The sequence below is a fragment of the Actinomycetota bacterium genome (assembly GCA_030017835.1).
GTDB lineage: Bacteria > Actinomycetota > Aquicultoria > UBA3085 > Oleimmundimicrobiaceae > Yes70-04.
Genome location: JASEGU010000007.1, coordinates 1 through 21,905 on the forward strand (window position 1 = coordinate 1; position 21,905 = coordinate 21,905).

General features: G+C 53.8%; 20 protein-coding genes and 1 riboswitch. Of the genes, 17 read left to right on the plus strand and 3 right to left on the minus strand.

Annotated features, from left to right (window positions below):
* The 7 genes from QMD53_02940 to hypE all read left to right on the plus strand — a co-directional run.
* Nucleotides 1-506 (plus strand): IS3 family transposase (locus QMD53_02940; GenBank protein MDI6799613.1); only part of this gene is annotated, 506 nt, incomplete at its 5' end.
* Nucleotides 507-652: 146 nt separating this feature from the next.
* A complete protein-coding gene (locus tag QMD53_02945) occupies nt 653-1,000 on the plus strand; it encodes a transposase (GenBank protein ID MDI6799614.1) in 348 nt (115 codons plus the stop codon).
* Between the two features lie 300 nt (nt 1,001-1,300).
* Nucleotides 1,301-3,097: a PAS domain S-box protein gene (locus QMD53_02950; GenBank protein ID MDI6799615.1), complete on the plus strand. Its 1,797-nt coding sequence runs from the start codon at nt 1,301-1,303 to the stop codon at nt 3,095-3,097.
* A gap of 53 nt (nt 3,098-3,150) precedes the next feature.
* Nucleotides 3,151-5,481 (plus strand): carbamoyltransferase HypF, encoded by a 2,331-nt coding sequence (gene hypF / locus QMD53_02955; GenBank protein MDI6799616.1) that lies wholly within the window; start codon nt 3,151-3,153, stop codon nt 5,479-5,481.
* Between the two features lie 22 nt (nt 5,482-5,503).
* Nucleotides 5,504-5,761 carry a HypC/HybG/HupF family hydrogenase formation chaperone gene (locus tag QMD53_02960; protein ID MDI6799617.1) on the plus strand — a complete coding sequence of 86 codons (258 nt, stop codon included), beginning with the start codon at nt 5,504-5,506 and terminating at the stop codon, nt 5,759-5,761.
* Nucleotides 5,748-6,866 carry a hydrogenase formation protein HypD gene (gene hypD, locus QMD53_02965; protein ID MDI6799618.1) on the plus strand — a complete coding sequence of 373 codons (1,119 nt, stop codon included), beginning with the start codon at nt 5,748-5,750 and terminating at the stop codon, nt 6,864-6,866. The genes QMD53_02960 and hypD overlap by 14 nt, the downstream gene beginning before the upstream one ends.
* A complete protein-coding gene (hypE, locus tag QMD53_02970) occupies nt 6,853-7,872 on the plus strand; it encodes a hydrogenase expression/formation protein HypE (protein MDI6799619.1) in 1,020 nt (339 codons plus the stop codon). The genes hypD and hypE overlap by 14 nt, the downstream gene beginning before the upstream one ends.
* Nucleotides 7,873-7,874: 2 nt before the next feature.
* Here the strand turns inward: hypE and QMD53_02975 are convergent, their stop codons facing one another.
* Nucleotides 7,875-8,729: a helix-turn-helix domain-containing protein gene (locus tag QMD53_02975; GenBank protein MDI6799620.1), complete on the minus strand. Its 855-nt coding sequence runs from the start codon at nt 8,727-8,729 to the stop codon at nt 7,875-7,877.
* A 577-nt stretch (nt 8,730-9,306) separates the two neighbouring features.
* On the opposite strand from QMD53_02975, the gene QMD53_02980 reads away from it, so the two are divergent.
* From QMD53_02980 to QMD53_03005, 6 genes are all read left to right on the plus strand, one after another.
* A complete protein-coding gene (locus QMD53_02980) occupies nt 9,307-10,386 on the plus strand; it encodes a hydrogenase small subunit (GenBank protein ID MDI6799621.1) in 1,080 nt (359 codons plus the stop codon).
* On the plus strand, nt 10,387-11,973 hold the full coding sequence (locus QMD53_02985; GenBank protein ID MDI6799622.1) for a nickel-dependent hydrogenase large subunit: 1,587 nt from the start codon (nt 10,387-10,389) through the stop codon (nt 11,971-11,973).
* A gap of 59 nt (nt 11,974-12,032) precedes the next feature.
* A complete protein-coding gene (locus tag QMD53_02990; protein MDI6799623.1) occupies nt 12,033-12,467 on the plus strand; it encodes a hydrogenase maturation protease in 435 nt (144 codons plus the stop codon).
* A gap of 380 nt (nt 12,468-12,847) precedes the next feature.
* On the plus strand, nt 12,848-13,291 hold the full coding sequence (locus tag QMD53_02995; protein ID MDI6799624.1) for a DUF523 domain-containing protein: 444 nt from the start codon (nt 12,848-12,850) through the stop codon (nt 13,289-13,291).
* On the plus strand, nt 13,278-14,240 hold the full coding sequence (locus tag QMD53_03000) for a tRNA 4-thiouridine(8) synthase ThiI (GenBank protein MDI6799625.1): 963 nt from the start codon (nt 13,278-13,280) through the stop codon (nt 14,238-14,240). The genes QMD53_02995 and QMD53_03000 overlap by 14 nt, the downstream gene beginning before the upstream one ends.
* A gap of 9 nt (nt 14,241-14,249) precedes the next feature.
* Nucleotides 14,250-15,365: a site-2 protease family protein gene (locus QMD53_03005; GenBank protein ID MDI6799626.1), complete on the plus strand. Its 1,116-nt coding sequence runs from the start codon at nt 14,250-14,252 to the stop codon at nt 15,363-15,365.
* 3 nt (nt 15,366-15,368) lie between these two features.
* Here the strand turns inward: QMD53_03005 and QMD53_03010 are convergent, their stop codons facing one another.
* Nucleotides 15,369-15,575: a hypothetical protein gene (locus tag QMD53_03010; protein MDI6799627.1), complete on the minus strand. Its 207-nt coding sequence runs from the start codon at nt 15,573-15,575 to the stop codon at nt 15,369-15,371.
* 27 nt (nt 15,576-15,602) lie between these two features.
* Nucleotides 15,603-15,746, minus strand: a complete 144-nt coding sequence (locus tag QMD53_03015) for a hypothetical protein (protein ID MDI6799628.1) — start codon at nt 15,744-15,746, stop codon at nt 15,603-15,605.
* Nucleotides 15,747-15,943: 197 nt separating this feature from the next.
* Here QMD53_03015 and QMD53_03020 point away from each other — a divergent pair, with 197 nt between their 5' ends.
* The 4 genes from QMD53_03020 to nrfD all read left to right on the plus strand — a co-directional run bounded on the left by QMD53_03020 (nt 15,944) and on the right by nrfD (nt 21,815).
* A complete protein-coding gene (locus QMD53_03020) occupies nt 15,944-16,591 on the plus strand; it encodes a redox-sensing transcriptional repressor Rex (GenBank protein ID MDI6799629.1) in 648 nt (215 codons plus the stop codon).
* Between the two features lie 111 nt (nt 16,592-16,702).
* Nucleotides 16,703-16,816, plus strand: a riboswitch (molybdenum cofactor riboswitch).
* Nucleotides 16,817-16,986: 170 nt separating this feature from the next.
* Complete coding sequence (gene fdnG, locus QMD53_03025) at nt 16,987-20,100, plus strand: formate dehydrogenase-N subunit alpha (protein ID MDI6799630.1); 3,114 nt, start codon at nt 16,987-16,989, stop codon at nt 20,098-20,100.
* Nucleotides 20,101-20,934 (plus strand): 4Fe-4S dicluster domain-containing protein, encoded by an 834-nt coding sequence (locus tag QMD53_03030; GenBank protein MDI6799631.1) that lies wholly within the window; start codon nt 20,101-20,103, stop codon nt 20,932-20,934.
* Nucleotides 20,934-21,815 (plus strand): polysulfide reductase NrfD, encoded by an 882-nt coding sequence (gene nrfD, locus QMD53_03035; protein ID MDI6799632.1) that lies wholly within the window; start codon nt 20,934-20,936, stop codon nt 21,813-21,815. The genes QMD53_03030 and nrfD overlap by 1 nt, the downstream gene beginning before the upstream one ends.
* Nucleotides 21,816-21,905: the final 90 nt, after the last annotated feature.

Here is a 21,905-nt window from a genome sequence, read left to right on the forward strand (position 1 = left end):
AGCTCTGGGTGGCTGATATCACCTACATTCCGACTTGGGAGGGCTGGTTGTTTCTGGCGGCCGTGCTGGATGTTTTTACCAAAAGGATAGTTGGCTGGTCGATGAGAGATGATCTCAAGGCCGATATCGTCATCGATGCGCTTGGTATGGCGGTCGCCATGAGACGTCCTGGTCCAGGGCTAGTTCATCATTCAGATAGAGGCGGACAATATCGAAGCCTTGTCTTCGGCAAGACACTTCGAGACTCCAAGATTATAGCTTCGATGGGAAGCAGAGGCGACGCCTATGATAACGCTGCGGCCGAATCTGTCATGGCCACGATCAAAACCGAGCTTGTCCATAGAAATCGCTTCAAAACCAAAGATGAAGCAAGGTTTGCTATCTTCAGATATATTGAAGGATTCTACAACCCTTTAAGGCTTCATTCATCTTTGGGATACATAAGCCCAGCCGGGTATGAGAGAATGCTGATGGAGAGAGCGGCAGAAGCCGTTGTGCGTAGTTAAGGTGTCAACAGAAACGGGGTAACTCCACTTAGCTACTAGTTCAAGCTGGTGGGCTCATATCCGACAGCTTTGTAAGCAAAGAGGCAATCGGGGACTTCATCGATACAAGGGTTCGCGAAGCCGCGGGGGAGACCCTTGAAGAGATCATGGAGGCGGAGATGCGAGCCCACCTCGGGGCGGCCAAAGCATGTTTTCCGTCGGCCCGCTACCAGAGATGCAAAGTCCACTTCATGCAAAACGTCTTCTCAAAAGTGCCCAGGAGGGAGTCGGCCGATGTTGCCTTAATGCTCAAAGCAATTTTTGCCCAAGAATCAAGAGAGGCCGCTCTGTCAAAAGCCAAAGAGGCGGCAGATAAGCTTAGGTCTTGCCGGCTCACCAAAGCAGCCGAGGTTGTTGAGAACGGTATTGAGGCGAACCACAACCTTTTATTCGTTTCCGCCCCACCGCGAGCGCTATATCGCAAGCAACAATTTAATGGAGCGAGTCAACCGTGAGATCAGGCAACTTAGATATATCTCAGATGCTTGGGCTAGGCGCCGCTACATGGATATGAATCTGTTGCATGATATGGAGTTAGAGGAAGAGCCAGCCCGGGTGGGCTAGAGGAATTTACACACAAATGCTTGCACAACCCAAGTCCGGTCAAATCGAGTTAATTTATAGTAAATATTTTTTCAGGCATAAAGATTGAACTTAAATCGGTCGATAATACTAAAACCCAAAAACATCTTACCCACGTAAGCACGGGGGCAAGGGGGACAATGTCGGTCTAACCGGATTAAGGCGGTGCCATCTTGATTCCCAGTCTGGGGGACGATCTTTTAGATGTTAATAGCTGTGGGGTCTTGCTCGTTTCGTCCGACGGGAAGATCATCATGTCAAGCCGGCAATTTGAAGAGGTTAGCGGCTACGCTAAGGACGAAATCCAAGGAGCATACCTTAAAAAAATTATCTCCGAAAGCGATCTTGCGGCGGTTAGTGGCCTTCTTGAAAGGCGAAAAAAGGGAGCCATAAGCGATAAAGAGTGCCTGGAGGTTACCCTGATCAAGAAGGACCAGGGTGAGAGTCCAAGCCTCCTCGACATCAAGCCCTTAAGGAGCATCGATCTAATCGCCCTTAGATTTCGCAAAGCAAGTCACGCTTCGGTAAATATCGACGATCTTCAGCACGAAAAACTTCTGAGAGACTCCCTGCTTAAGGCTATCTCCCATGCGGTCATCGGCATAGAGAACCGCAAGATAATCTTTGCCAACGATGCCGCCTTCGATGTCTTCGGCTGGAGGCCGGAAGAGCTTATTGGCCAGAGTACCAGGGTGCTCTATCGGGATGAAGATGATTACAAAAGGATCGGCTCTCTCTTCTACCTCGTCCTTGAGAAAGATAAGAGCCACCGCGAGGAGTTTACCTGCGTTCGCAAGGATGGCAGGGAGATAATCTGCTCGGTCACCGCTTCCAGGATAGGCGAGGTTCTACAGAACAAGAAGATAGTTGCGGTCTATGAGGATATAACGGTCGAAAAGTCGGTCGTAGAGAATCTAAAGCGTCGGATGTTTGAACTCAAGGCGCTCTCCGATATCACCTCCAAAATAAGCTCATCCCTCGATTTGAACGAGGTCTTGAAGATCAGCTTAGGCAGCATCAAGCAGCTTTTGACGGCGGAGTCCGGCTCGATAATGCTTCTCGATGATGAGGCCTCCTATTTGAGCGTCGTATATTCGGTCAATCTGCCCAAGAAGTATATGAGCTTCAAAGAAGGCATTGGCGAGGGGATTGCGGGTTACGTGGCCAAGACGGGCGAGCCGCTCCTGCTCAAGAAGGACATGAAGGATACCCGCTTCCACAAATATCAGAGGAAGAAAAAGATTAGAGACGCTCTCTGCGTTCCCATTATCTCCAAGGGCAAGACAATAGGCGTCTTCAACCTGAACAACAACAAGGGCGAGACCTTCGGCCAGAGCGACCTTCGTCTCTTTACAATCCTAGCCTCCCATGTCGGGGTGGCCATCGAGAACGCCAAGCTCTATCAGGATGTCAAACAGGGACTTCTAAATACAGTCCAATCTTTGGCCATGGCCGTCGATGCCAAAGATCCCTACACCAGGGGTCATTCCGAGCGTGTTACCAGGATAAGCATAGGTATCGCCAGAGCTATGAATATGAACTCAAACGAGCTCGAAGATATTGAGATGGCGGCCAATCTGCACGATGTCGGAAAGATCGGGGTGGCCGAGAGCGTCCTAACCAAACCCGGTTTTCTCTCCGATGTCGAATGGGAAGTGGTCAGAGAGCATCCTCTGATTTCGGCGAGGATTCTGGAGCCAGTCGCTTTCTCCAGCAACGTCATAAATTTTGCTCTCTATCATCACGAGCGGCCGGACGGCACCGGCTATCCGGTCGGTCTTGCCGGCGACGACATCCCGCTTGGAGCCGCCATCATCAACGTGGCCGACGCCTATGATGCCATGACCTCAAACCGACCATACCGAAAACCCCTCTCGGTCGAGGAGGCGAAGATGGAACTGATAAAAAATAGCGGCAGCCAGTTCCACCCCACGGTGGTCGATGCCTTCCTCTCGGCCGAGATCAATTGACACCTCCTTCTTTGATTAGCCCGAGCCCCTAAAACCTGCTAAAATTCTCGATTATGACCTTTAATTCCGTCAGAAAAAAGAGGAAGAGACTCCTTGTGAGCGGGGTCGTTCAGGGAGTCGGTTTTCGCCCCCTCATTTATCGTCTCGCCCATGAACACGATCTTAAGGGTTGGGTCTCAAATTCCCCCAAAGGCGTCGTCATCGAGGTCGAGGGAGAAGAGCGCGCTCTTAAGCGCTTCATCGAGGAGGTAAGACCCAAAGCTCCGCCGCTTGCCAGCATCGACGGGTTCGAGGTGGAGGATATGGCCTTGGCCGGCTACTCTGATTTCACCATCGAAGAGAGCGAGGCCGACGAGGCGAAATCGACTCTGGTCTCGCCGGACATCGCAACCTGCAAGGATTGCCTTTCCGAGATATTCGACCCAGCCGACCGAAGACACCGCTATCCCTTTACCAACTGCACGAATTGCGGTCCCCGCTTCACCATCATCGAAGATCTTCCTTACGACCGGGATAAGACGACCATGAAAAAGTTTACGATGTGCGCTCTTTGCGCCTCGGAATATAACGATCCCTTGAACCGCAGATTCCATGCCCAGCCCAATGCCTGTCCGGTCTGCGGCCCCAAGCTCATTTTGGTGGGGAGCGGAAAGCTGACAGCTGGCGGCAGAGATAGAGAAATTGACCCCGATGACCCAATCAAAGAGGCGGCAAGGCTGCTCAAAGAGGGCAAGATAGTTGCGATCAAGGGCCTGGGCGGCTTTCAGCTCGCTTGCGACGCTCAAAGCGAGGCGGCCGTAAGCGAGCTTAGAAAGAGGAAGCGTCGCCCGGCAAAACCCTTTGCCGTGATGATGGGGGGCCTTGCGCAGGTGAGAGAGCACGCTCTTGCAGGAGGTAAGGAAGAGGAGATACTCCTTGGCACAAAACGACCGGTCCTCCTTCTTGAGAAAAGGCCGCATAGCGGGCTTGCCGCCTCCATCGCTCCGGCCGTCGATCGTTTCGGCGTCATGCTTCCCTATACGCCCCTTCACCACCTGCTCATGGAGGAGGTGAACCTCCCCCTCGTCATGACGAGCGGCAATCTTAGCGAAGAGCCGATCGCCTACAAGAACGGGGAGGCCTTGGGGCGGCTCTCTTCGATCGCCGACCACTTTCTCTTAAGCGACCGAGACATCCATTCCCGCTACGACGATTCGGTTGCCGAGGTCACAAACGGTCAAGAGGTGATCGTGAGAAGGGCCAGGGGTTATGCGCCCGCTCCCATAAATCTCACCTATGACTCGAAACCGATTCTGGCCGTCGGACCGGAGCTCAAGAACACCTTCACCTTGGCCAAGGGCTCATACGCCTTCGTAAGTCAGCACTTTGGAGACATGGAGGACATGGAGACCTTCTCTCACTTCGAAGAGACTCTCAGTCTATATAATAAGCTCTTTGCCATCCGGCCCAAAATCGTCGCCCACGATCTCCATCCGGATTACATGACGACTAAATTTGCCAAATCAATGGACGGGGTGGAGCTCGTAGCCGTTCAACATCACCATGCCCACATCACAAGCTGCATGGTCGAAAATGGTCTTGAAGATGAGGTCATAGGGCTCGCCTTCGATGGGAGCGGGCTTGGGACCGATTCAAGCATATGGGGCGGTGAATTTTTCCTCTGTGATCTCAAGAGCTTTAGCCGCCTCGGCCACCTAAAGGAGGTCGCTCTGCCCGGGGGAGATGCGGCCATAAGGGCGCCCTACCGGATGGCCCTAAGCCATCTTATCAATCATTTCGGCCCCGACTTATCACATCTTAAACTGGACTTTCTAAAGCGGATGGATGATAAAGAGATGGAGAATATCAAGATCCAGGTCGAGCGGGGGATAGCCAGCCCGCCGACCTCCAGCATGGGCCGCCTCTTCGACGCCGCCGCCGCCCTTATCGGCATAAGGGAGAGGGTTAGCTACGAGGGGCAAGCGGCCATAGAACTCGAGGCGGCCGCAAGCCTGAGCGAGGAGGGCGCCTATCCCTTCACGCTTACGGCCACAGAGAAAGAGGGCTCTTCCCATCCCGTCTGGGCGGTGGACGCGGGCCCCCTCATCGAGGCCATGGTCTCCGATCTCAATTATGGCGAGGAGACGGGAGTCATATCCGCAAAGTTTCATGGCGCCGTGGTCGATTTCTCAGCCCTTATCTGCGAGCGGATATCTGAGGCGACCGGCATAGATAAGGTCGCTTTGAGCGGCGGGGTCTTCCAAAATCGGCTGCTAAGTAATAAACTTATCTCTCGGCTTGAAGCTCTCGGCTTCTCTGTCTATACTCATAAGCTCGTTCCGACAAACGATGGGGGCATCTCGCTTGGCCAGGCGGCGGTGGCCAATTTCAATTTGAGGATTTGATGAACTTTTCAAGGAGGCAATTATGTGTCTGGCCGTACCCGGTAAGATAGTTGAAATGAAGGATAACCAGATGGCCGACGTCGAGGTGAACGGGGTCAAGATGGAGATCGGCCTCCACCTGATCGGCGAGGTTCAGGTCGGCGATTACGTTCTGGTTCACGCCGGATACGCCATCGCTCCGGTCGATGAGGAGTCGGCCAAGGAGACGATGGAGTTCTTGAAAGAGATTGAAGAACTGGACGAGATAGCGAGGCTTGCCCACCAAGATGAGATACATTGACGAATATCGGCAGCCCGATTCCATAAAGGGTCTGGTTGCAATGATAAAAGAGATATCGACCAAGCCAGCCAGGATAATGGAGGTCTGCGGCACCCATACCGTCTCGATCTCCAAGAACGGTCTGCGTCAGCTCCTTCCCAAAACCGTATCCTTAATCTCAGGGCCGGGTTGTCCGGTCTGCGTCACGGCCACCGGCGATATCGACCGGGCCATAGCCTTTGCCGAAAGCGAGGGAGTCATCTTGGCCACCTTCGGCGACATGATGAAGGTGCCGGGTTCATTTAAGAGTCTTGGAGAGGCCGCGGCCAAAGGGGCGGATGTGCGAGTTGTCTATTCCACCTTGGACGCCGTCAAGCTTGCCGAGAATAATCCCAAAAACAAGGTCATCTTCTACGGCGTCGGTTTCGAGACGACCGCTCCGACGGTAGCCCTCTCCATCCTTGAGGCCAAGCAGCGAGGGCTCAAAAACTATTTCATCTACTCTGTCCACAAGGTGGTGCCGCCCGCGATGGCTGCCCTCTTAAGTCTGGGGGAGATAAAGCTGGACGGCTTCCTCTGCCCAGGTCACGTCAGCGCCATCATCGGCAGCCGTCCCTACGAGTTTATTGCCACCGAGCACAAGATACCCTGTGTGATAGCCGGGTTTGAGCCGGCCGATATCCTGATGGGCATCTATATGCTGATTAAGCAGATAGAAGCGGGCGAGTCCAAGGTCGAGATCGACTATGGCCGTGGGGTCAAGAGGGAGGGCAACGAGCGGGCAAGGGAGATAATGGACGAGGTCTTTGAGGTGGCCTCGGCCAACTGGCGGGGAATTGGCGTGATAGATGGGAGCGGACTCGCCCTGAGAGAGGAATTTGGCCGTTTCGACATAACCAAGGCTCTCAGTGTTGATCTTCCCGAGGCAAGGGAGGTCAAGGGGTGCGGTTGCGGCGAGGTCTTAAGGGGGGTCAAGCTCCCCTTCGAGTGCAAGCTCTTTGGCAAGGCCTGTAGGCCGGAGCGTCCGGTCGGTCCCTGCATGGTCTCGAGCGAAGGAAGCTGCGCCGCCTATTACAGATACGAGGGAGAGGCCATTTTGAAGGAAGGTGAAGATGACTCAAGATAGCCAAGATATCATCACCCTAGGTCACGGGAGCGGAGGCAAACTCTCGGCCGAGCTTGTGAGCGGGGTGTTTCTACCCTTTTTTAAGAGCTCCATCCTAAATAAGCTGGACGACTCGGCCGTCATCTCGCCCCAAAAGGGTAGAGTCGCCTTCACCACCGACAGCTACGTCATCGATCCCATCTTCTTCAAGGGGGGAGACATCGGAAAGCTGGCCGTCTGCGGAACGGTCAACGATCTGGCCATGAGCGGGGCGACCCCTAGATATCTGAGCGCCTCCTTTCTGATTGAGGCCGGCTTCCCCCTCACCGATCTCAAGAGGATCGCTTGGTCGATGGCGGTCGCAGCCGAAGAGGCCAAGGTAGAGATAGTTACCGGAGATACCAAAGTGGTCGAGGCGGGTTCGGCCGATAAGCTCTTCATCAATACGGCCGGCCTCGGCTTCATCGAGGACGCCGTCGATATATCGGCTTCCAAAGCCAAGGTCAAAGACCTCATCATAATCTCGGGCACCATCGGTGATCATGGGATATCTATAATGAGCGAGAGGGAGGGTCTCCGTTTCGAGACCGATATCCTAAGCGACTGTGCTCCCTTGAATCATCTGGTTGCCGCCATGATGAAAGTGAGCCGCAATATTCGTGTCCTTAGGGATCCGACCAGGGGCGGGCTGGCCACCGTCCTAAATGAGATCGCAGCAAAATCCAATGTTGGAATCTGCCTGGAAGAGGCGAATGTCCCGGTAAAAAGCGAGGTAAAGGGGGCTTGTGAGCTTCTAGGCTTAGACCCCCTCTACGTTGCCAACGAGGGCAAACTCTTGGCCGTGGTGGCCAAGAGCGATGCTGAGAAGGTCTTGGAAGCGATGCGGACTCGCCCGGAAGGGAGAGAGGCCGCGATAATCGGCGAGGTCGTCGAGACGCCGAAGAAGAAGGTCTTCATGAGGACACCGTTTGGCACGGCTAGGTTGGTCGATCTTTTGGTCGGCGAACAGCTCCCCAGGATCTGCTGATCTTATCCCAAATTTTCCCTGCTCAATTGGCAAAGTTTCAAGGCGGCGCAGAGGACGGCCGCGTCCTTGAAACTCTTGGGGTCCAGCCCGGTCAGATCGTAAATCTTCCCTAGTCTATATATAAGGGTGTTCCGGTGGGCAAAGAGCATCCTTGAGGCGGTCGTAATGTTTAGATCGGCTTCGAAGAAGACATCGAGCGTCCTTATGAGCTCACCCTCACCCTCGATCGCGCCCAGGACCCCGGCGCAGTAGTTCTCCCTCTCGGTAAAGTCTATCGATGCTAAGAGGTTTGTCAGCGAGTTGTCCTTAGCGTGAAATATCCCGCTTATCATACCCCTGCTTCGCCCGATCTTTAGGGCCAGCACGGCTTCCTTAAAGGAGCGTCTGGCCGAGTCTGTCGCCGAATAGTAGTTGCCGATGCCGATGGAGGTTTCGACCTTATCTTTGGTCTTAAGGTATTCAAAGAGGGCGCCTCCGACCTCGATCAGTTCGCCCACTATCTCGCCCGATCTCAAGATGTGGCGGTCAAAGGGATCGCTTACCGAGGCGTCGGATATTTGAAGGCTCTTTATGACAAAGGCTCCGCCGCCTCCCATCCGGGCGGAAAGGTGGTTGGTCTGGCCGAAGAAGGCCGAGATCGAGGCCAAGAGTTTCTCCTCTTTCGGCCCCAGATTATCCTCCCTCCGAAAGCCGCTCCAATCGATGACCATAGTCGCGAGCGGACGGCTGATGTCGAAGGAGAGGAGCTGGCTCATGATGTTTATCGAGTCCATATCAGTTTCGTCGCTCATGGAGACCAGGTCGAAAGCGAGTCTCTCTTCGTGATTTTGATTGCTCGGTCTTGCCATCTCTTTCATATGGGATCTTCCCCCCGTTCCACTAAAGCGCGTTCGTCCCTTGGGACTCGCTTTCCTTGTGCAATTATAACAAATTTGACTATATGTTTTTAGCCATTTTGACTAATGACAAGGCTGGCTCTGGGCGGTAAGCTCAATCAATAAAAGTACGGTTTAAGGTCGTTATTTTCTTTAAAGTTCCGGTCTTTTTTAGGGGTTTTATTACGAAAATCCGCTTGGAAGTCGCCTTAAGGCGACTTTATGGATTTTTCTTTACCATATATGCATCTTGAAAACCCTGGTTACTTAGACTACCTGTCCAGATGAAAGTCGCTCGGCTTCGATTTGGACACTGCCGCTACCAATAGTTGGCATGGGCGCCCAAAGATCGCCGTCTTGGCCTATTCTTCCATTTAAGCCGGTCTTTTCTTGGCTTTACGTTTGGCTTCGCATATAAGGAGGTGGGGAGTTTTTTCAAGGCCTTGTAACCGATGTTTACAAGCTTCTAAAGAACTTCAAGCTAAACCGGTTTTTTCCTTATCTACACGGATATTCGCATGAAAAGCAATCCCAAAACCTACAAGGAGGTGTAAGTGAATTGAGAGATATTTTTAAAAGCTTGAGCCGAAGAGAATTTCTTAAATATTCGGCAAGCCTGGCCACCCTTCTCGGTCTCTCCGAATTGTACGTTCCCCAGATCGCCTCGGCCATCGAGGGGGCCAAGGCAAAACCGGCTCTTCTCTGGCTGAATGGGGCAAGCTGCACCGGAGATACCGTATCCTTGGTCAACTCCGATCAGCCGACCCCGGCCGAGATAGTCTTAGACATCCTCTCTGTCCGCTATATGGAGACCGTTATGGCCGGTCAGGGCGACGTGGCCGAGAAGGCCTTTGAGGATACAGTGGCCGGCGGCGGTTACGTCTTTGCTCTGGAGGGTTCAGTCTCGACTGGAGCCGGCGGCATGTACAACACCATCAAAGGCAAGCCCGTCATGGACATGATCAAGAGGGCGGCTGCCAATTCCATCGCCAACATCGCCGTTGGAACCTGTGCTTCTTACGGCGGCGTTCCGGCCGGAGATCCCAATCCGACCGAATGCAAAGGCCTACAAGAGGTGGTCGGTGGCACGGTCGTCAACATCCCAGGTTGTCCAGCTCACCCCGACTGGATCGTTGGAACCGTCACCCATCTGCTCCTCTTCGGCAAACCGCCGGAACTGGACGCTCAGGGTCGCCCCAAGCTCTTCTATGGCAAGCTCATCCACGACAATTGTCAGAGACGCAACGCTTACGAGAGGGGAGAATGGCTCAAAGAGTTCGGCCAGGACGAGACCGACATGCTTCATTGCATGGCCGGCAAGGGCTGCCGCGGTCCGATAACCCATTCCGATTGCCCGATCCGCCTCTGGAATAGCGGAACCAACTACTGCATTGGAGCATCGGCTCCCTGTGCAGGCTGCGTGGAACCTGACTTTCCCGATTTCAAGGATAAGGACGGCAATATAATATCCCTCTATTCGCCCGTTATGGAGACTCTGGCATTCAAAGAGAGGCTGGATGCGGCCGCAGAGCCGGAAGGTTCCTCTTCCGGTGCCGTCTTAGGCGCGGTGGCCGGAGTGGCCGCTGGTGCCGTCGGCGGGTATTTGGCGGGCAAGAAAACGAAAGAGGGTGATGAATAGATGGCAGAGAGAATCGTAGTCGATCCGGTAACAAGGATTGAGGGCCATCTGGCCATTGAGGTTGAGGTAGAAAACGGCGTCGTCAAGGATGCCTGGAGCAACGGAACCCTCTTTAGGGGCATCGAGCTCATCCTTACGGGGCGCGATCCGCGCGACGCTGCCATTATTACCCAGAGGATCTGCGGCGTCTGTCCGGCCGAACATAAGTACGCTTCGGTCGAGGGACTCGACATGGCCTTTGGGGCCGACGTGCCCGATAACGGCCGCATCATCAGGAATCTTATCTCCGGCGCCAACTTCGTCCAGTCGGCCATTTTACACTTCTATCACCTGGCCGCTTTGGATTATTTGGACATCATGGCCGTAGCCAGCTACGCCGGAAATGATCCGGCCCTGCTTGAGGTCAAGCGCAAAGTGGTGGCCCTGGTCGAGGCGGGAGATACCAGTCCATTAACTCCTCGTTATGATCCAGATGAGTTTTCGGTCAGCGATCCGACTATCGTCACCGCAGCTGTGGCCCACTACCTGCAAGGTTTGGAGGTCAGGAAGAAAGCTCAGGAGATGCTGGCCATCTTCGGCGGCAAAATGCCCCACCACGCGAGCTTCGTTCCGGGTGGCGTAACCGTCCGCGTCGATGCCGACAGGATCTCCAGGTTTTACAGATATCTTACCGAGATAACCGAATGGGTGAGAAGGGTATATGTCCAGGATGTCCTAACCCTTGGCACCGGTCCCCTAAAGCCGCTCCACGATCTCAAAGTCGGCTTTGGAACCGGCAACTTCTTAGCCTATGGCAACTTTGACATGGGCCGCTCCGGCGATTACAAGAATCGTTTCTTGCGCTCCGGCGCCATCGCTGGCGGCGAGCTCGTTCACATCCCCTTGGATCCGGATAAGATCAAGGAGTTCGTCAAGTACTCCAAGTATACTGACGAGTGCACCAATCTGCACCCCTCTCAGGGCAAGACGATACCCGATGTCAACAAGGAAGGCGCCTACTCCTTCATCAAGGCTCCACGCTACGATGGACGCTCAAGTGAAGTTGGGGCGTTAGCCAGGATGCTGGTCACCACCGCCGAGGGCAAAGATCCCGGCGTCACCTTGGCCGGCGGCAGCAAGAAGACCTTGGCCGACATCATCGGGCCGCTTGGCGTCCATCCTTCGGCTGTGGCCAGGCATGCGGCTAGAGCCTATGAGTGCTTGCTTGTCTGCGAGGGCATGCAAGACTGGGTTATGCAGCTAGATCCAAATGGGCCGGTCTGCAACGACACCCCAGTTCCCAAGAGCGGCAAGGGCTTCGGTATAGTCGAGGCTCACCGGGGCGCCGTGGGTCACTGGATGGAGATAGAGGACAGCAAGATCAAGAGCTATCAGGTCGCTTCGCCAACCCTGTGGAACTGCTCGCCACGAGATGATGAAGGGGTTAGAGGCCCGGTCGAGACGGCTCTGATTGGAACTCCGGTTCCCGATGTGACCAATCCGACCAACCTGGTTAGGGTCGTCAGATCCTTCGATCCGTGAATTGGTTGCGCGGTGCACGTGGTGCACCCAGAGACCAACGAGATCTTGAAGTTCAAGGTGACTTAGAGATAACTTCAATCTCGTCAGATAGTAAGAAAGCAATAGTTAAAACCGTCGTTCTCGGAGTGGGAAATATCCTGCTCCGAGACGAAGGTTTTGGGGTCTTTGTCGCCGAGGAATTGGCAAAAATGCCCCTTCCCGAAGGGGTGACCGCCGTCGATGGTTCGATGGTTGGACGCGACTTCGCCCCCCTTCTGCAAGAGAATGATAAGGTAATCCTGGTCAACGTCCAAAAGAGAGACCTTCCCCCCGCCACCCTATTCAAAAGCGATCTTAATCAAGTGAAAGAATCGATATCCAAGAAGGTTACATCCCTCGATCAGCTCGCCTTCTTTGCCGCCCTAGATGATCTAACCTTTGCCGGTATCCCTCCTCAAGTGGTAGTCATCAGTCTTATGCCCAAGGTAATAGACGTCGGCATGGGCCTTTCCGATGAGGTCAAAGCTTGCGTCCCCAAAGCCATCGAGATGATTTGGCAAGAGATAGAGGCGGTTAGGTAGTTAACTCATCTGGAGACCGGCAGCTAACTGCAAAAGCTTTGAAACATATTGGACTCCCATGAGGAGTCTTAATGCAACAGATCAATGCTCATATTGAGAGATTCGTTTCCACCATCCAAAAGCAACACGTCGGCTGGCATATGGATGAACTATATGAACCAAGCGAGTTTAATCCCGGCCTAATGAAATACCTTATTTGGTACAATACTGAAAAAGCATACAGAGGACTTAACAAGCTCTCCCCACTCGCTTATTATGTTAACAACTTTATACCAGCCCAAAAGTCCAATATGTTATGGACGCTTACACTTTAATGCTCGTCTTGGATATAAGATTTAGGTTAGCTTAGGATTGGCTTAAATGACTGTCCAGGAAGTGAAATCTTGAATGAATATATAGTCAGCGCCTGTTTGGCCGGGGCCAAGTGCTCATACGATGGGCGGGGTAGACTAAACGAAGAGATATTTGCCCTCGTCCAAGAGGGGCGGGCGATTGCCATCTGCCCCGAAGTGATGGCCGGTCTCCCTGTGCCCAGAATCCCGGCCGAGATACTGGGGGCAAGCGGCGAAGATGTGCTGGATGGGCGGGCCAGGGTTATAACAAAAGACGGACGCGACGTGACGGACAAATTTTTAAAGGCGGCCCTTCTCTTTGTGGAAGCGGCAAAATCTAAGGGGATAAAGCGGGCAATCCTTAAGGCCAAGAGCCCCTCCTGCGGGGTGGGCCAGGTCTATGACGGGAGTTTCGAGGGGAGATTAATCCAGGGCGATGGGGTTACGGCCGCCCTATTGAAACGGGAAGGCATAGAAGTTGAAGTCAGATAGGCTAAGGGCGATAGCCCTCTTCTCGGGCGGTTTGGACAGCATCTTGGCCGTAAAACTGATTGAGGACCAAGGGATCGAGGTTATCGGGGTCACCTTCGTAACCCCCTTCTTCTCCGCAAAGGCGGCCGAAAAATCGGCCAAAGAGATAGGAATTCCTTTAATAATCAAAGATATAACAGAAGAGCACTTTGAAGTCGTTAAATCACCCAAGCGGGGGCGGGGCAAGAATATGAATCCCTGCATCGACTGCCACTCCCTGATGGTTAAAGTAGCCGGCGAATTAATGGAAGAGACGGGCGCCTCCTTCATCATCAGCGGCGAGGTCTTGGGCGAGAGACCGATGTCTCAGCGGAGGGACGCCCTAAAGCTGGTCGAGAAGGACTCGGGCTTTGAGGGGTATCTTCTTCGTCCGCTCTCGGCCAAACTGCTTGACGAGACGATCCCGGAACGGGAGGGCTTGGTCGACAGAGAGAGGCTCTTGGGTATCAGCGGCCGCTCGCGAAGGGTTCAACTTGAATTGGCCGAAAAGTATGGGTTGAAAGAGTTTCCGGCCCCGGCCGGGGGATGTCTTTTAACCGATATCGGATTTTCAAACAAGCTAAAGGAGCTTCTAAAACGAAATGAAAACCCGAGCCGAAAGAGTCTTGAAGTTTTACGTTTCGGGCGCCACTTCTGGCTGGACGGGGCTCTTGTCATCGTCGGCAGAGACCAAAATGAGAATGATAATCTTTTGAAACTGGCCGAAGAGGGCGATACCATCCTTTTTGCCAAAGACTTTCCCGGCCCCTTGACGCTGATCAAAGGAGAAGTGGGTGATGATATACTTAAGAAAGCGGCCGAGCTAACCACCCGCTACGGCAAGGCCAAGGAGCTAGGCGAGGTCGAAATGGTCTATAGGAAACCTTGGCAAGAGCCGAAGACATTTACGTTTAGAAAACCGAAAGGGTAAGGGGGCAAGATGTTCTCTCTTCCGTCGTTTAAGATCGGGCGCATCTTAGGTTTCGACATCGAGATCAATCTGACCTGGCTGGTAATCTTTGCCATCATCCTCTATCAATTCACCGGCATCTATCTGGAGGAGACCTCCTTTGGGATCAGTCTGGCCCTCGGCTTCATAACCGCCTTCATCTTCTTCTTCTCGCTCATACTCCATGAGGTAGCCCACTCCTTTGTAGCCAGGGCGAACAATCTTCCCATCAAGAAGATCACGCTCTTCATCTTCGGCGGGGTGGCTGAAATGGGAAGCGAGCCCGCGGCTCCAGGCGTGGAACTTAAGATGGCCGTGGCCGGTCCCTTGACCAGTCTTCTGATATCGGCCCTCTTCTACCTCGCCTTAAATGCGGCCCGAAGATTCGGCCTGGCCGGTCCTTTCGAAACTCTCCTCTATTACATCTTCTATCTCAACATGGCACTGGCCATCTTCAACCTGTTGCCCGGCTTTCCTCTGGATGGGGGGCGGATAGTTCGGGCCGTTCTCTGGCACTTCTTGGACGACATAAAACAGGCCACCAAGGCCGCAGCCATCCTCTGTCAAGTTCTCGCCTATTTTCTGATATTCTTGGGAGTGGCATCGATCTTTGCCGGAATCATCGCCGGGATCTGGCCCATTATGATCGGCTGGTTCTTGAGCCAAGCCGCCCAGGGCAGTTACCAGAACGTTGTCCTACAGAAGGCTCTTTCCGGAGTCAAGGTATCGGAGCTAATGACGCCAAATGTGGTCACCGCTTCGGCTGAGGTTAACTTGGCCGAGTTGGTCGAGGAGTATTTCATGCGGTATCGCTTCGGCCGCTTTCCCGTGGTGGATGATGGAAGATTATTGGGCGTGGTAACCCTGCACGACGTCAAAGAGGTGCCCAAAGAGAGTTGGCCGAGCGTTCGGGCGGGCGATATAGCTCACATGGCCGGGGCCACCACGATCAGCATGGAGAGCGACGCCGTCCATGCCTTAATGCAGATGGCCTCAGGTGAGCTCGGCCACCTTCTGGTCGTAGATGCGGATGGAAGGCTGGTGGGCCTGGTGACCAGGACGGATATCATCCGCCTGATCAAGATAAAGAGCGAGCTTGGTTCCTAGCCTTCAATCTAGAAGCTCTAGAAGCTTTTTCTCCAAATCCTCTCCCGCGATGTAGCCGATATCCTGGATGGTTCCATCGGTCCTCAAAAGGACGAAGGTCGGCAGAAATGTCACGTTGAACTGCCTAGCCTCATCTTCACCCTCTCCAGCCGAACCATCGAAGATCCTAAACTCCACCCTATCACCGTACTTCTGCCAGAGCCCGTCCACGACGGGCCTTATCTCTATGCAGGCCGGTCAGGTGGGCGAGGTGAACATGATGAAGACGGGTCTCTCGGTTGAGTTACCCTGGTGGTTATACTTTGCTCCTGCTGGCTTTGCGCAGGAGGCAAGGAGTAAGACCGCGATGAGGCCAAAGGTTGCCATCAGTCGTTTCTTCATAAAGTTGCCTCTTTCGTATCCAAGGGTCTGGTTTGCTATCTGCAAATGGCACAGCAATAATTTTAATCTCTTTTCCGCAAAATTCAAAATGGGCCAGAGATTTGTTAAATTTGCAAAAAGCCATTAAAATCGGCGGCAAAAAATGTTAAATTGAAACAGTAAGTTACAAGCCTTTAAGAGGGGGAGAACTAGCCGATTTGAAGAAGAGGATACCAGAGGGCGCCATAGAGAGACTTGCCCAATACTTGGATTGCTTGATGGAGCTCAAGAAGAATGGGCATAGCACCGTATCATCCAAGGATATCGGGGAGATAACCGACATCAACCCGGCTGAGATCAGGCGCGATCTGGCTCTCTTTGGCTCCTTCGGCAAGCGGGGCGTCGGCTATGATACCGACGATCTGATAGAGAAGATAAAGAAGATAATGGGCTCGGACGAGCAGCACAAGATAGCCGTCATCGGGGCCGGAAATCTGGGCTCGGCCATAGTAAGTTACGGCAAGTTCAAGATGCATGGTTTTTTGGTGGTAGCCGTCTTCGATAACGATCCCGCCAAGATCGGCAATAAGATAGGCGGGCTCATCGTCAGCGATTTACGGGAGCTGAAGGACCAGGTCATCGATAAGAATATTACCGTTGGCGTGATCGCAACCCCGCCCGCGGCCGCCCAGGCTATCGCCGACCTATTGGTCGAGGCTGGTATCAAAATAATCTTAAACTATGCCCCGGTAACCGTAACCGCCCCCAAGACGGTCAGAGTCCACAACACCAGTCCCTTAAAGGAACTCCTCTATACCCTCTATTACCTTTCAGGCAGCGGCAAAAGGAAGCGCTCTAAATCGTAGAAACAACTCCTCTGTGAGCCTTTGAAAAATTGGGCATTGACATCTGAGGGATTTTGTTGTAACACTAAAATCAAGCAACAAAAGTTACAATAGCTAATCGAATAACAGAATAAAATCAAGAATCTCCGACTCATCTCCTCCTACTGGGAGGACTGAGCGATAGGGTGTAGGAAGCAATTTCTATGCCTGCCTGTTAACTTGCAAAGGAGGTCCTTGGCAAATTGCCATGGGCCTCCTTTTTATTGGTCTTTTTTGAAGATCTCATAACTCAGCTTTGACGGTGGGAAGAAAGGAGGGGGGGATATCTCTTACCGGTTTCTTTGGTTTAGGGATGCGAAAAATTTTGGGATTGATTTGAGAGTGTGGGAACGTTTGAGAAGGGAGTGATTTTACGCGTGAGGTTGACACGAAGAAGCTTTCTAAAACTTACTGGTTCATCGGTGGCTACAGCCACTCTGGTGGAGTTCGGCTTCGATATGGCGGCTGCCGCCGCCGAAGCCGAACAGCTCAGAACGACTGGGGCCAATATGGCCCATACCATTTGTCCTTATTGCTCCTGTGGTTGCGGGGCCATCGTCTACTCCGATGAGAAGGGGCATCCGCTTGCCATAATCGGCGATCCCGATCATCCGACCAACCAAGGCAGCCTCTGCCCCAAAGGAGCCTCGATGTTTCAGGTAGCCGCCGATACCGCCGGCAAGAGAAACAGAGGTGTGCTCTATCGCAAGCCGGGCGGCCGCGACTGGGAGGAGAGGACTTGGGATGAGGCGATCAAGACCATAGCGAAGAAGATCAAAGAGACTAGAGACAAGCACTTCATCGAGAAAGATGCTGACGGGAATCTGGTCAATCGTCTTGAGAAGATGGCCGCCCTGGGCGGCGCCGCCGTGAACAACGAGGAATGCTATCTCTGGGTCAAGGCGATGAGAGTGCTTGGCCTGGTATATATCGATCACCAGGCTCGTATATGACACTCCTCTACGGTGGCAGGTTTGTCACCGACGTTTGGCAGGGGTTGCATGACCAACCATTGGATAGATCTCAAGAACAGCGATTCGGTCATGATTATGGGCGGGAACGCGGCTGAGAATCACCCGATGTCTTTCAAGTGGGTCACCAAGGCGATGGAAGAAAGAGGGGCGAAACTCATAGTGGTCGACCCCAGGTTCACCCGGTCCGCGGCCAAAGCGGACATATACGCGCCCATTCGCCCGGGCAGCGACATAGCCTTCATCTTGGGCATGATCAATTATGCCCTCGAGAACGGCAAATATCACGAAGAGTACGTGAAACACTATACCAACGCTAGCTGCATAATCAAACCCGATTTCAAGTTGCCCGGTGATTTGGACGGCCTCTTCAGCGGCTTTGATGCGTCAAAAAAGGTCTACGACGAAGCGTCTTGGGGATATCTGACCGAAGAGCTCTACGATGAGAAGGCGCCCGAAGGCAAGGTCAACGCGCCAAAAAGGGATATGAGCCTGTCCGACCCGAGCTGCGTCTTCCAGCTTCTTAAAAAGCATGCGGCCCGCTACAGCCCCGAGATGGTCGAGAAGGTCTGCGGGACGCCGAAGGAGAAGTTCCTTGAAGTCTGTGCGGCCTTTACCGAGACCGCCGATCCCAAAAAAGCCGGCACCATCCTCTATGCCATGGGCTGGACCCAGCATACGGTCGGTACGGAGAATATCCGCGCCTTCGCCATGCTCCAGCTCCTTCTGGGCAATATCGGACGGCCGGGTGGCGGAGTGAACGCCTTGAGGGGCGAGCCCAACGTTCAGGGCTCGACCGATCATGCTTTGCTCTTCGATATCTTGCCGGCCTACTTGGCAGTTCCAAAGGCCGGGGATACCTTCCGGGCTTACGCCGATACTTTTACGGTAGATCGGGCGGTAAAAAATGTCATCCCCGGCTCCATCTCCTGGTGGAGAAACGGCGAGAAGTATATAGTCTCCCTCCTTAAAGAGTGGTGGGGAGATGCGGCGAGCCCAGAGAGCGACTTTTGCTTTGACTGGCTACCCAAGATCGGCAAAGGCTTCATGGGCGGCGGCTACTCCCACATAGCCATGTTTGAGGCGATGTATGCCGGCGAGATCAAGGGGCTTCTCTGCATGGGGCAGAATCCGGCCGTAAGCGGCCCCAATTCCAACATTGAGCGGGCTGCCTTGGATAAGCTGGATTTTATGGTCGACATCAACCTCTTTGAGACCGAGACGAACAGCTTTTGGAAGCGGCCGGGGGCAAATCCCAAAGAGATCCAGACGGAGGTCTGGAGGTTGCCGGCTGCCGATTCAGTCGAAAAGGCGGGCTCAATCAGCAATTCGGGCCGCTGGATCCAATGGCGCGAGAAGTGCGCTGAGCCCCTGGGTGACTGCAAGAGCGATCTTGAGATCGTCGACCTGATCGTAAAAGAGGTCAAAAAACTCTATGCTGAGGAGGGCGGCAAGGCCGCCGAGATAATAACCGGTCTCAATTGGGACTATTCCAGCCCGCAGGGCGAGGTCGATGTGGTCGAGGTGGCGAAGGCTTGCAACGGCTATACTTGGCCCGATAGGACCAAACTGGTCAAAAACTTTACCGCCCTGGCGGCCGACGGTACGACCGCCTGCGGCAACTGGCTCTTCTCGGGGACCTTTGCGCCTGACGGAAAAAATCTCATGGCCAGAAGAACTCCTGAGGCGGAGGGCATCGGAAACAATCTCGAGTGGGCGTTCGCTTGGCCGGTGAACAGGCGGATCGTCTATAACCGTGCCTCTTGCGACCTGGACGGACGGCCCTGGAATCCGGATCTTCCCGAGGTCTGGTGGGATGGCAGCGCCATCGATAAAGAGACGGGCAAGCCAGGCCTCTGGGTCGGCAATGATATTCCCGACTTCGCCAAGACGAAAGCGCCAAGCGCCCTTGGCGGGGATCTGCCGGCTATCATGATGAACGAGGGCTTATTCAAACTCTTTGCTTCCCGCAAGGAAGGTCCCTTCCCAGAGCACTACGAACCGCTTGAGAGCCCGGTTCAAAATGGCATGTCGAAGCAGCAGATCAATCCGGTCATCAAGCTCTGGCATGAAGTCAACAAGGATAACAAGGTAGGCACCGCTTCCGATTACCCCATCATAGCCACCACTTACCGCCTCACCGAACACTGGCAAAGCGGCATCATGACCAGAAACCAACCGTGGCTGAACGACTTGGTGCCGGGGATGTTCGTCGAGATCAGCAAGGAACTTGCCGAAGAGAAGGGGATAAGATCCGGCGATACGGTCGAGGTGGTTAGCGCGCGTGGTTCGGTCCAAGCCTCGGCCATGATCACCGGGCGGATAAAGCCGTATACGATTGATGGCAAACTGATCCACTTGGTGGGACTGCCCTGGTGTTTCGGCTATAGCGGACTCTCAACCGGCGGCCCCAAAAGGATTGACTACGGCGCCAACCAGCTCACTTCCCATGTGGGTGACGCTAATACCATGATCCCCGAGTACAAGGCGTTTCTGGTTGACGTAAGGAAGGTGAGTTAAATGGCCAAAGCGATACTTTACGATGCCTCAAGATGTACAGCCTGCCGCGCCTGTTATGTCGCCTGTAAGCAGTGGAATGTCTTGGCGGCCGCCGGGGTCAAGGAGATCGGCGGCGATTATAACGCCTTGACCCTGGATGGCACGACCTGGAATCTGATAGACTTCGTCGAGAAGAATGAGCCGGAGGGGTTTAAGTGGCTCTTCATAAGCCAGAGGTGTATGCATTGTGCCAAGCCGAGCTGTGTAAATGTCTGCGCCGCCAATGCCATCAAGAAGGATGAGGAGACCGGATTCGTCCTGATAGACCAAGATCGCTGTATCGGCTGCAAGAATTGTCATTATGCCTGCCCTTTCTGGGGAGGGGTCCCTCGCATCAGAGAGAGGCTCTCCAAAGAAGAGGTCGATTGGCTGGGAGCGGATAAGATCATCCCCGGAGGCCGCCGGGCCGGGGTGACCTACAAATGCCGTGGCTGCGTTGACCGGGTCAAGAACGGTCTCGAGCCGGCTTGCGTTACCACCTGTCCCACCGATGCGCTCCAATTCGGAGAAAGAGAGGAGATACTCTCGATCGCCGCCGGGCGAGTTGAGTTCCTTAAAGATCGGGGAGAGACCAAAGCTCAAATATACAGCCCGGAGGGAGTCGGCGGGACGGGAACGATCTATCTTATACTCGATGACCCCAAGGTCTACGGTCTTCCCGAAGCGCCCAAGATCTCAACATCCGACATGCTGACCAAGTGGTTAACAGGCTTGGTTACGGCCGGAATATTTGGCATCGTTCCCTTGTGGGCGATATTTAGGACAGCTCAGCCACAAGAGAAGGAGGAGAGCTAATGGAAATGGCACCTACCTATTATTGGAACTGGTTGTTGGCTTTGGAGATGTTCTCGGGAGGCATGGCCGGGGCCGCCTTCTTCATTGGAGCCATGGCCGAATTCTTCGGCCATGGCCGGCTTAGGAGGATAACCGAGCTTGGCTCGGAGATGGTCCTGCCCTTGACGGCCCTCTCGTTTTTGGCCCTTCTGCTCGATCTCCCGCTTCAGAGAGTCTTTTTCTTCTGGCGCTTTCTGATCTTTAAGCCGATCTCCTCGATGAGCCAAGGGGTCTGGCTGCTCATCTCCTTCACCCTGGTTGCCGGAGTTATAGTTCCGGCTATCCTCTTGGCTGGGGGCAGCCCGGTCTTCCTTTATTTAAAAAAGAGGGAAGAATTGGGAAGGTCACTCTCGTTCCTTCAAGGGAAAGAGGGCTTAAGGAAGTTTCTCTCGTTCATAGGCATGCTCCTTGGGGTCGGAGTCATGGGATACTCCGGGGTGGTCTTGGCCGACAAGTCTGTCCCCCTCTGGAGCGCCAGCATATTTCTCCCCGCCACTTGGGTGGCTGCCTCCTTCACCAGCGGGCTTGCGGCCATAAGGCTCATCTTGATCCTGCGGGGTGAGCGGGGCGAAGCGGCCGAGATTGCCGTCTCTAAAGCTCTTAAGATTTCGATATTCGGCATGGCCGCCGCTATCGTCGTATTTCTGGTGGCTTCAGGCAGTCATGCCGGCGCTCTTCTGTGGAGCGGTTGGGCCATACTCTTTTGGATAGGGGTGGTCGGTGTCGGAATCGTGGCGCCGGTATTCTTGGAAGCTACCAGAAAAGAGAAGGAACTCACTTCGACCATACTCGTCTTGATCGGGGTATTTTTCTACCGCTTGGTCATCCTCTATGGAGGATAGACTTAAAAACGGCAGAAAGGGAGGCGAGACGATCGGCCTTGGATGAATGGAGCAGCCGGTTTGTGATGTTCTAAAATTTGGAACATAATT

What these genes read in the sequence shown, in the direction of transcription:
- QMD53_02945 (MDI6799614.1), top strand. Translation starts at nt 653, where the DNA reads ATGGAGGCGGAGATGCGAGCCCACCTCGGGGCGGCCAAAGCATGTTTT.
- hypF (MDI6799616.1), top strand. Translation starts at nt 3,151, where the DNA reads ATGACCTTTAATTCCGTCAGAAAAAAGAGGAAGAGACTCCTTGTGAGC.
- QMD53_02960 (MDI6799617.1), top strand. Translation starts at nt 5,504, where the DNA reads ATGTGTCTGGCCGTACCCGGTAAGATAGTTGAAATGAAGGATAACCAG.
- hypD (MDI6799618.1), top strand. Translation starts at nt 5,748, where the DNA reads ATGAGATACATTGACGAATATCGGCAGCCCGATTCCATAAAGGGTCTG.
- hypE (MDI6799619.1), top strand. Translation starts at nt 6,853, where the DNA reads ATGACTCAAGATAGCCAAGATATCATCACCCTAGGTCACGGGAGCGGA.
- QMD53_02975 (MDI6799620.1), bottom strand. Translation starts at nt 8,729, where the DNA reads ATGAAAGAGATGGCAAGACCGAGCAATCAAAATCACGAAGAGAGACTC.
- QMD53_03005 (MDI6799626.1), top strand. Translation starts at nt 14,250, where the DNA reads ATGTTCTCTCTTCCGTCGTTTAAGATCGGGCGCATCTTAGGTTTCGAC.
- QMD53_03015 (MDI6799628.1), bottom strand. Translation starts at nt 15,746, where the DNA reads ATGAAGAAACGACTGATGGCAACCTTTGGCCTCATCGCGGTCTTACTC.
- QMD53_03030 (MDI6799631.1), top strand. Translation starts at nt 20,101, where the DNA reads ATGGCCAAAGCGATACTTTACGATGCCTCAAGATGTACAGCCTGCCGC.
- nrfD (MDI6799632.1), top strand. Translation starts at nt 20,934, where the DNA reads ATGGAAATGGCACCTACCTATTATTGGAACTGGTTGTTGGCTTTGGAG.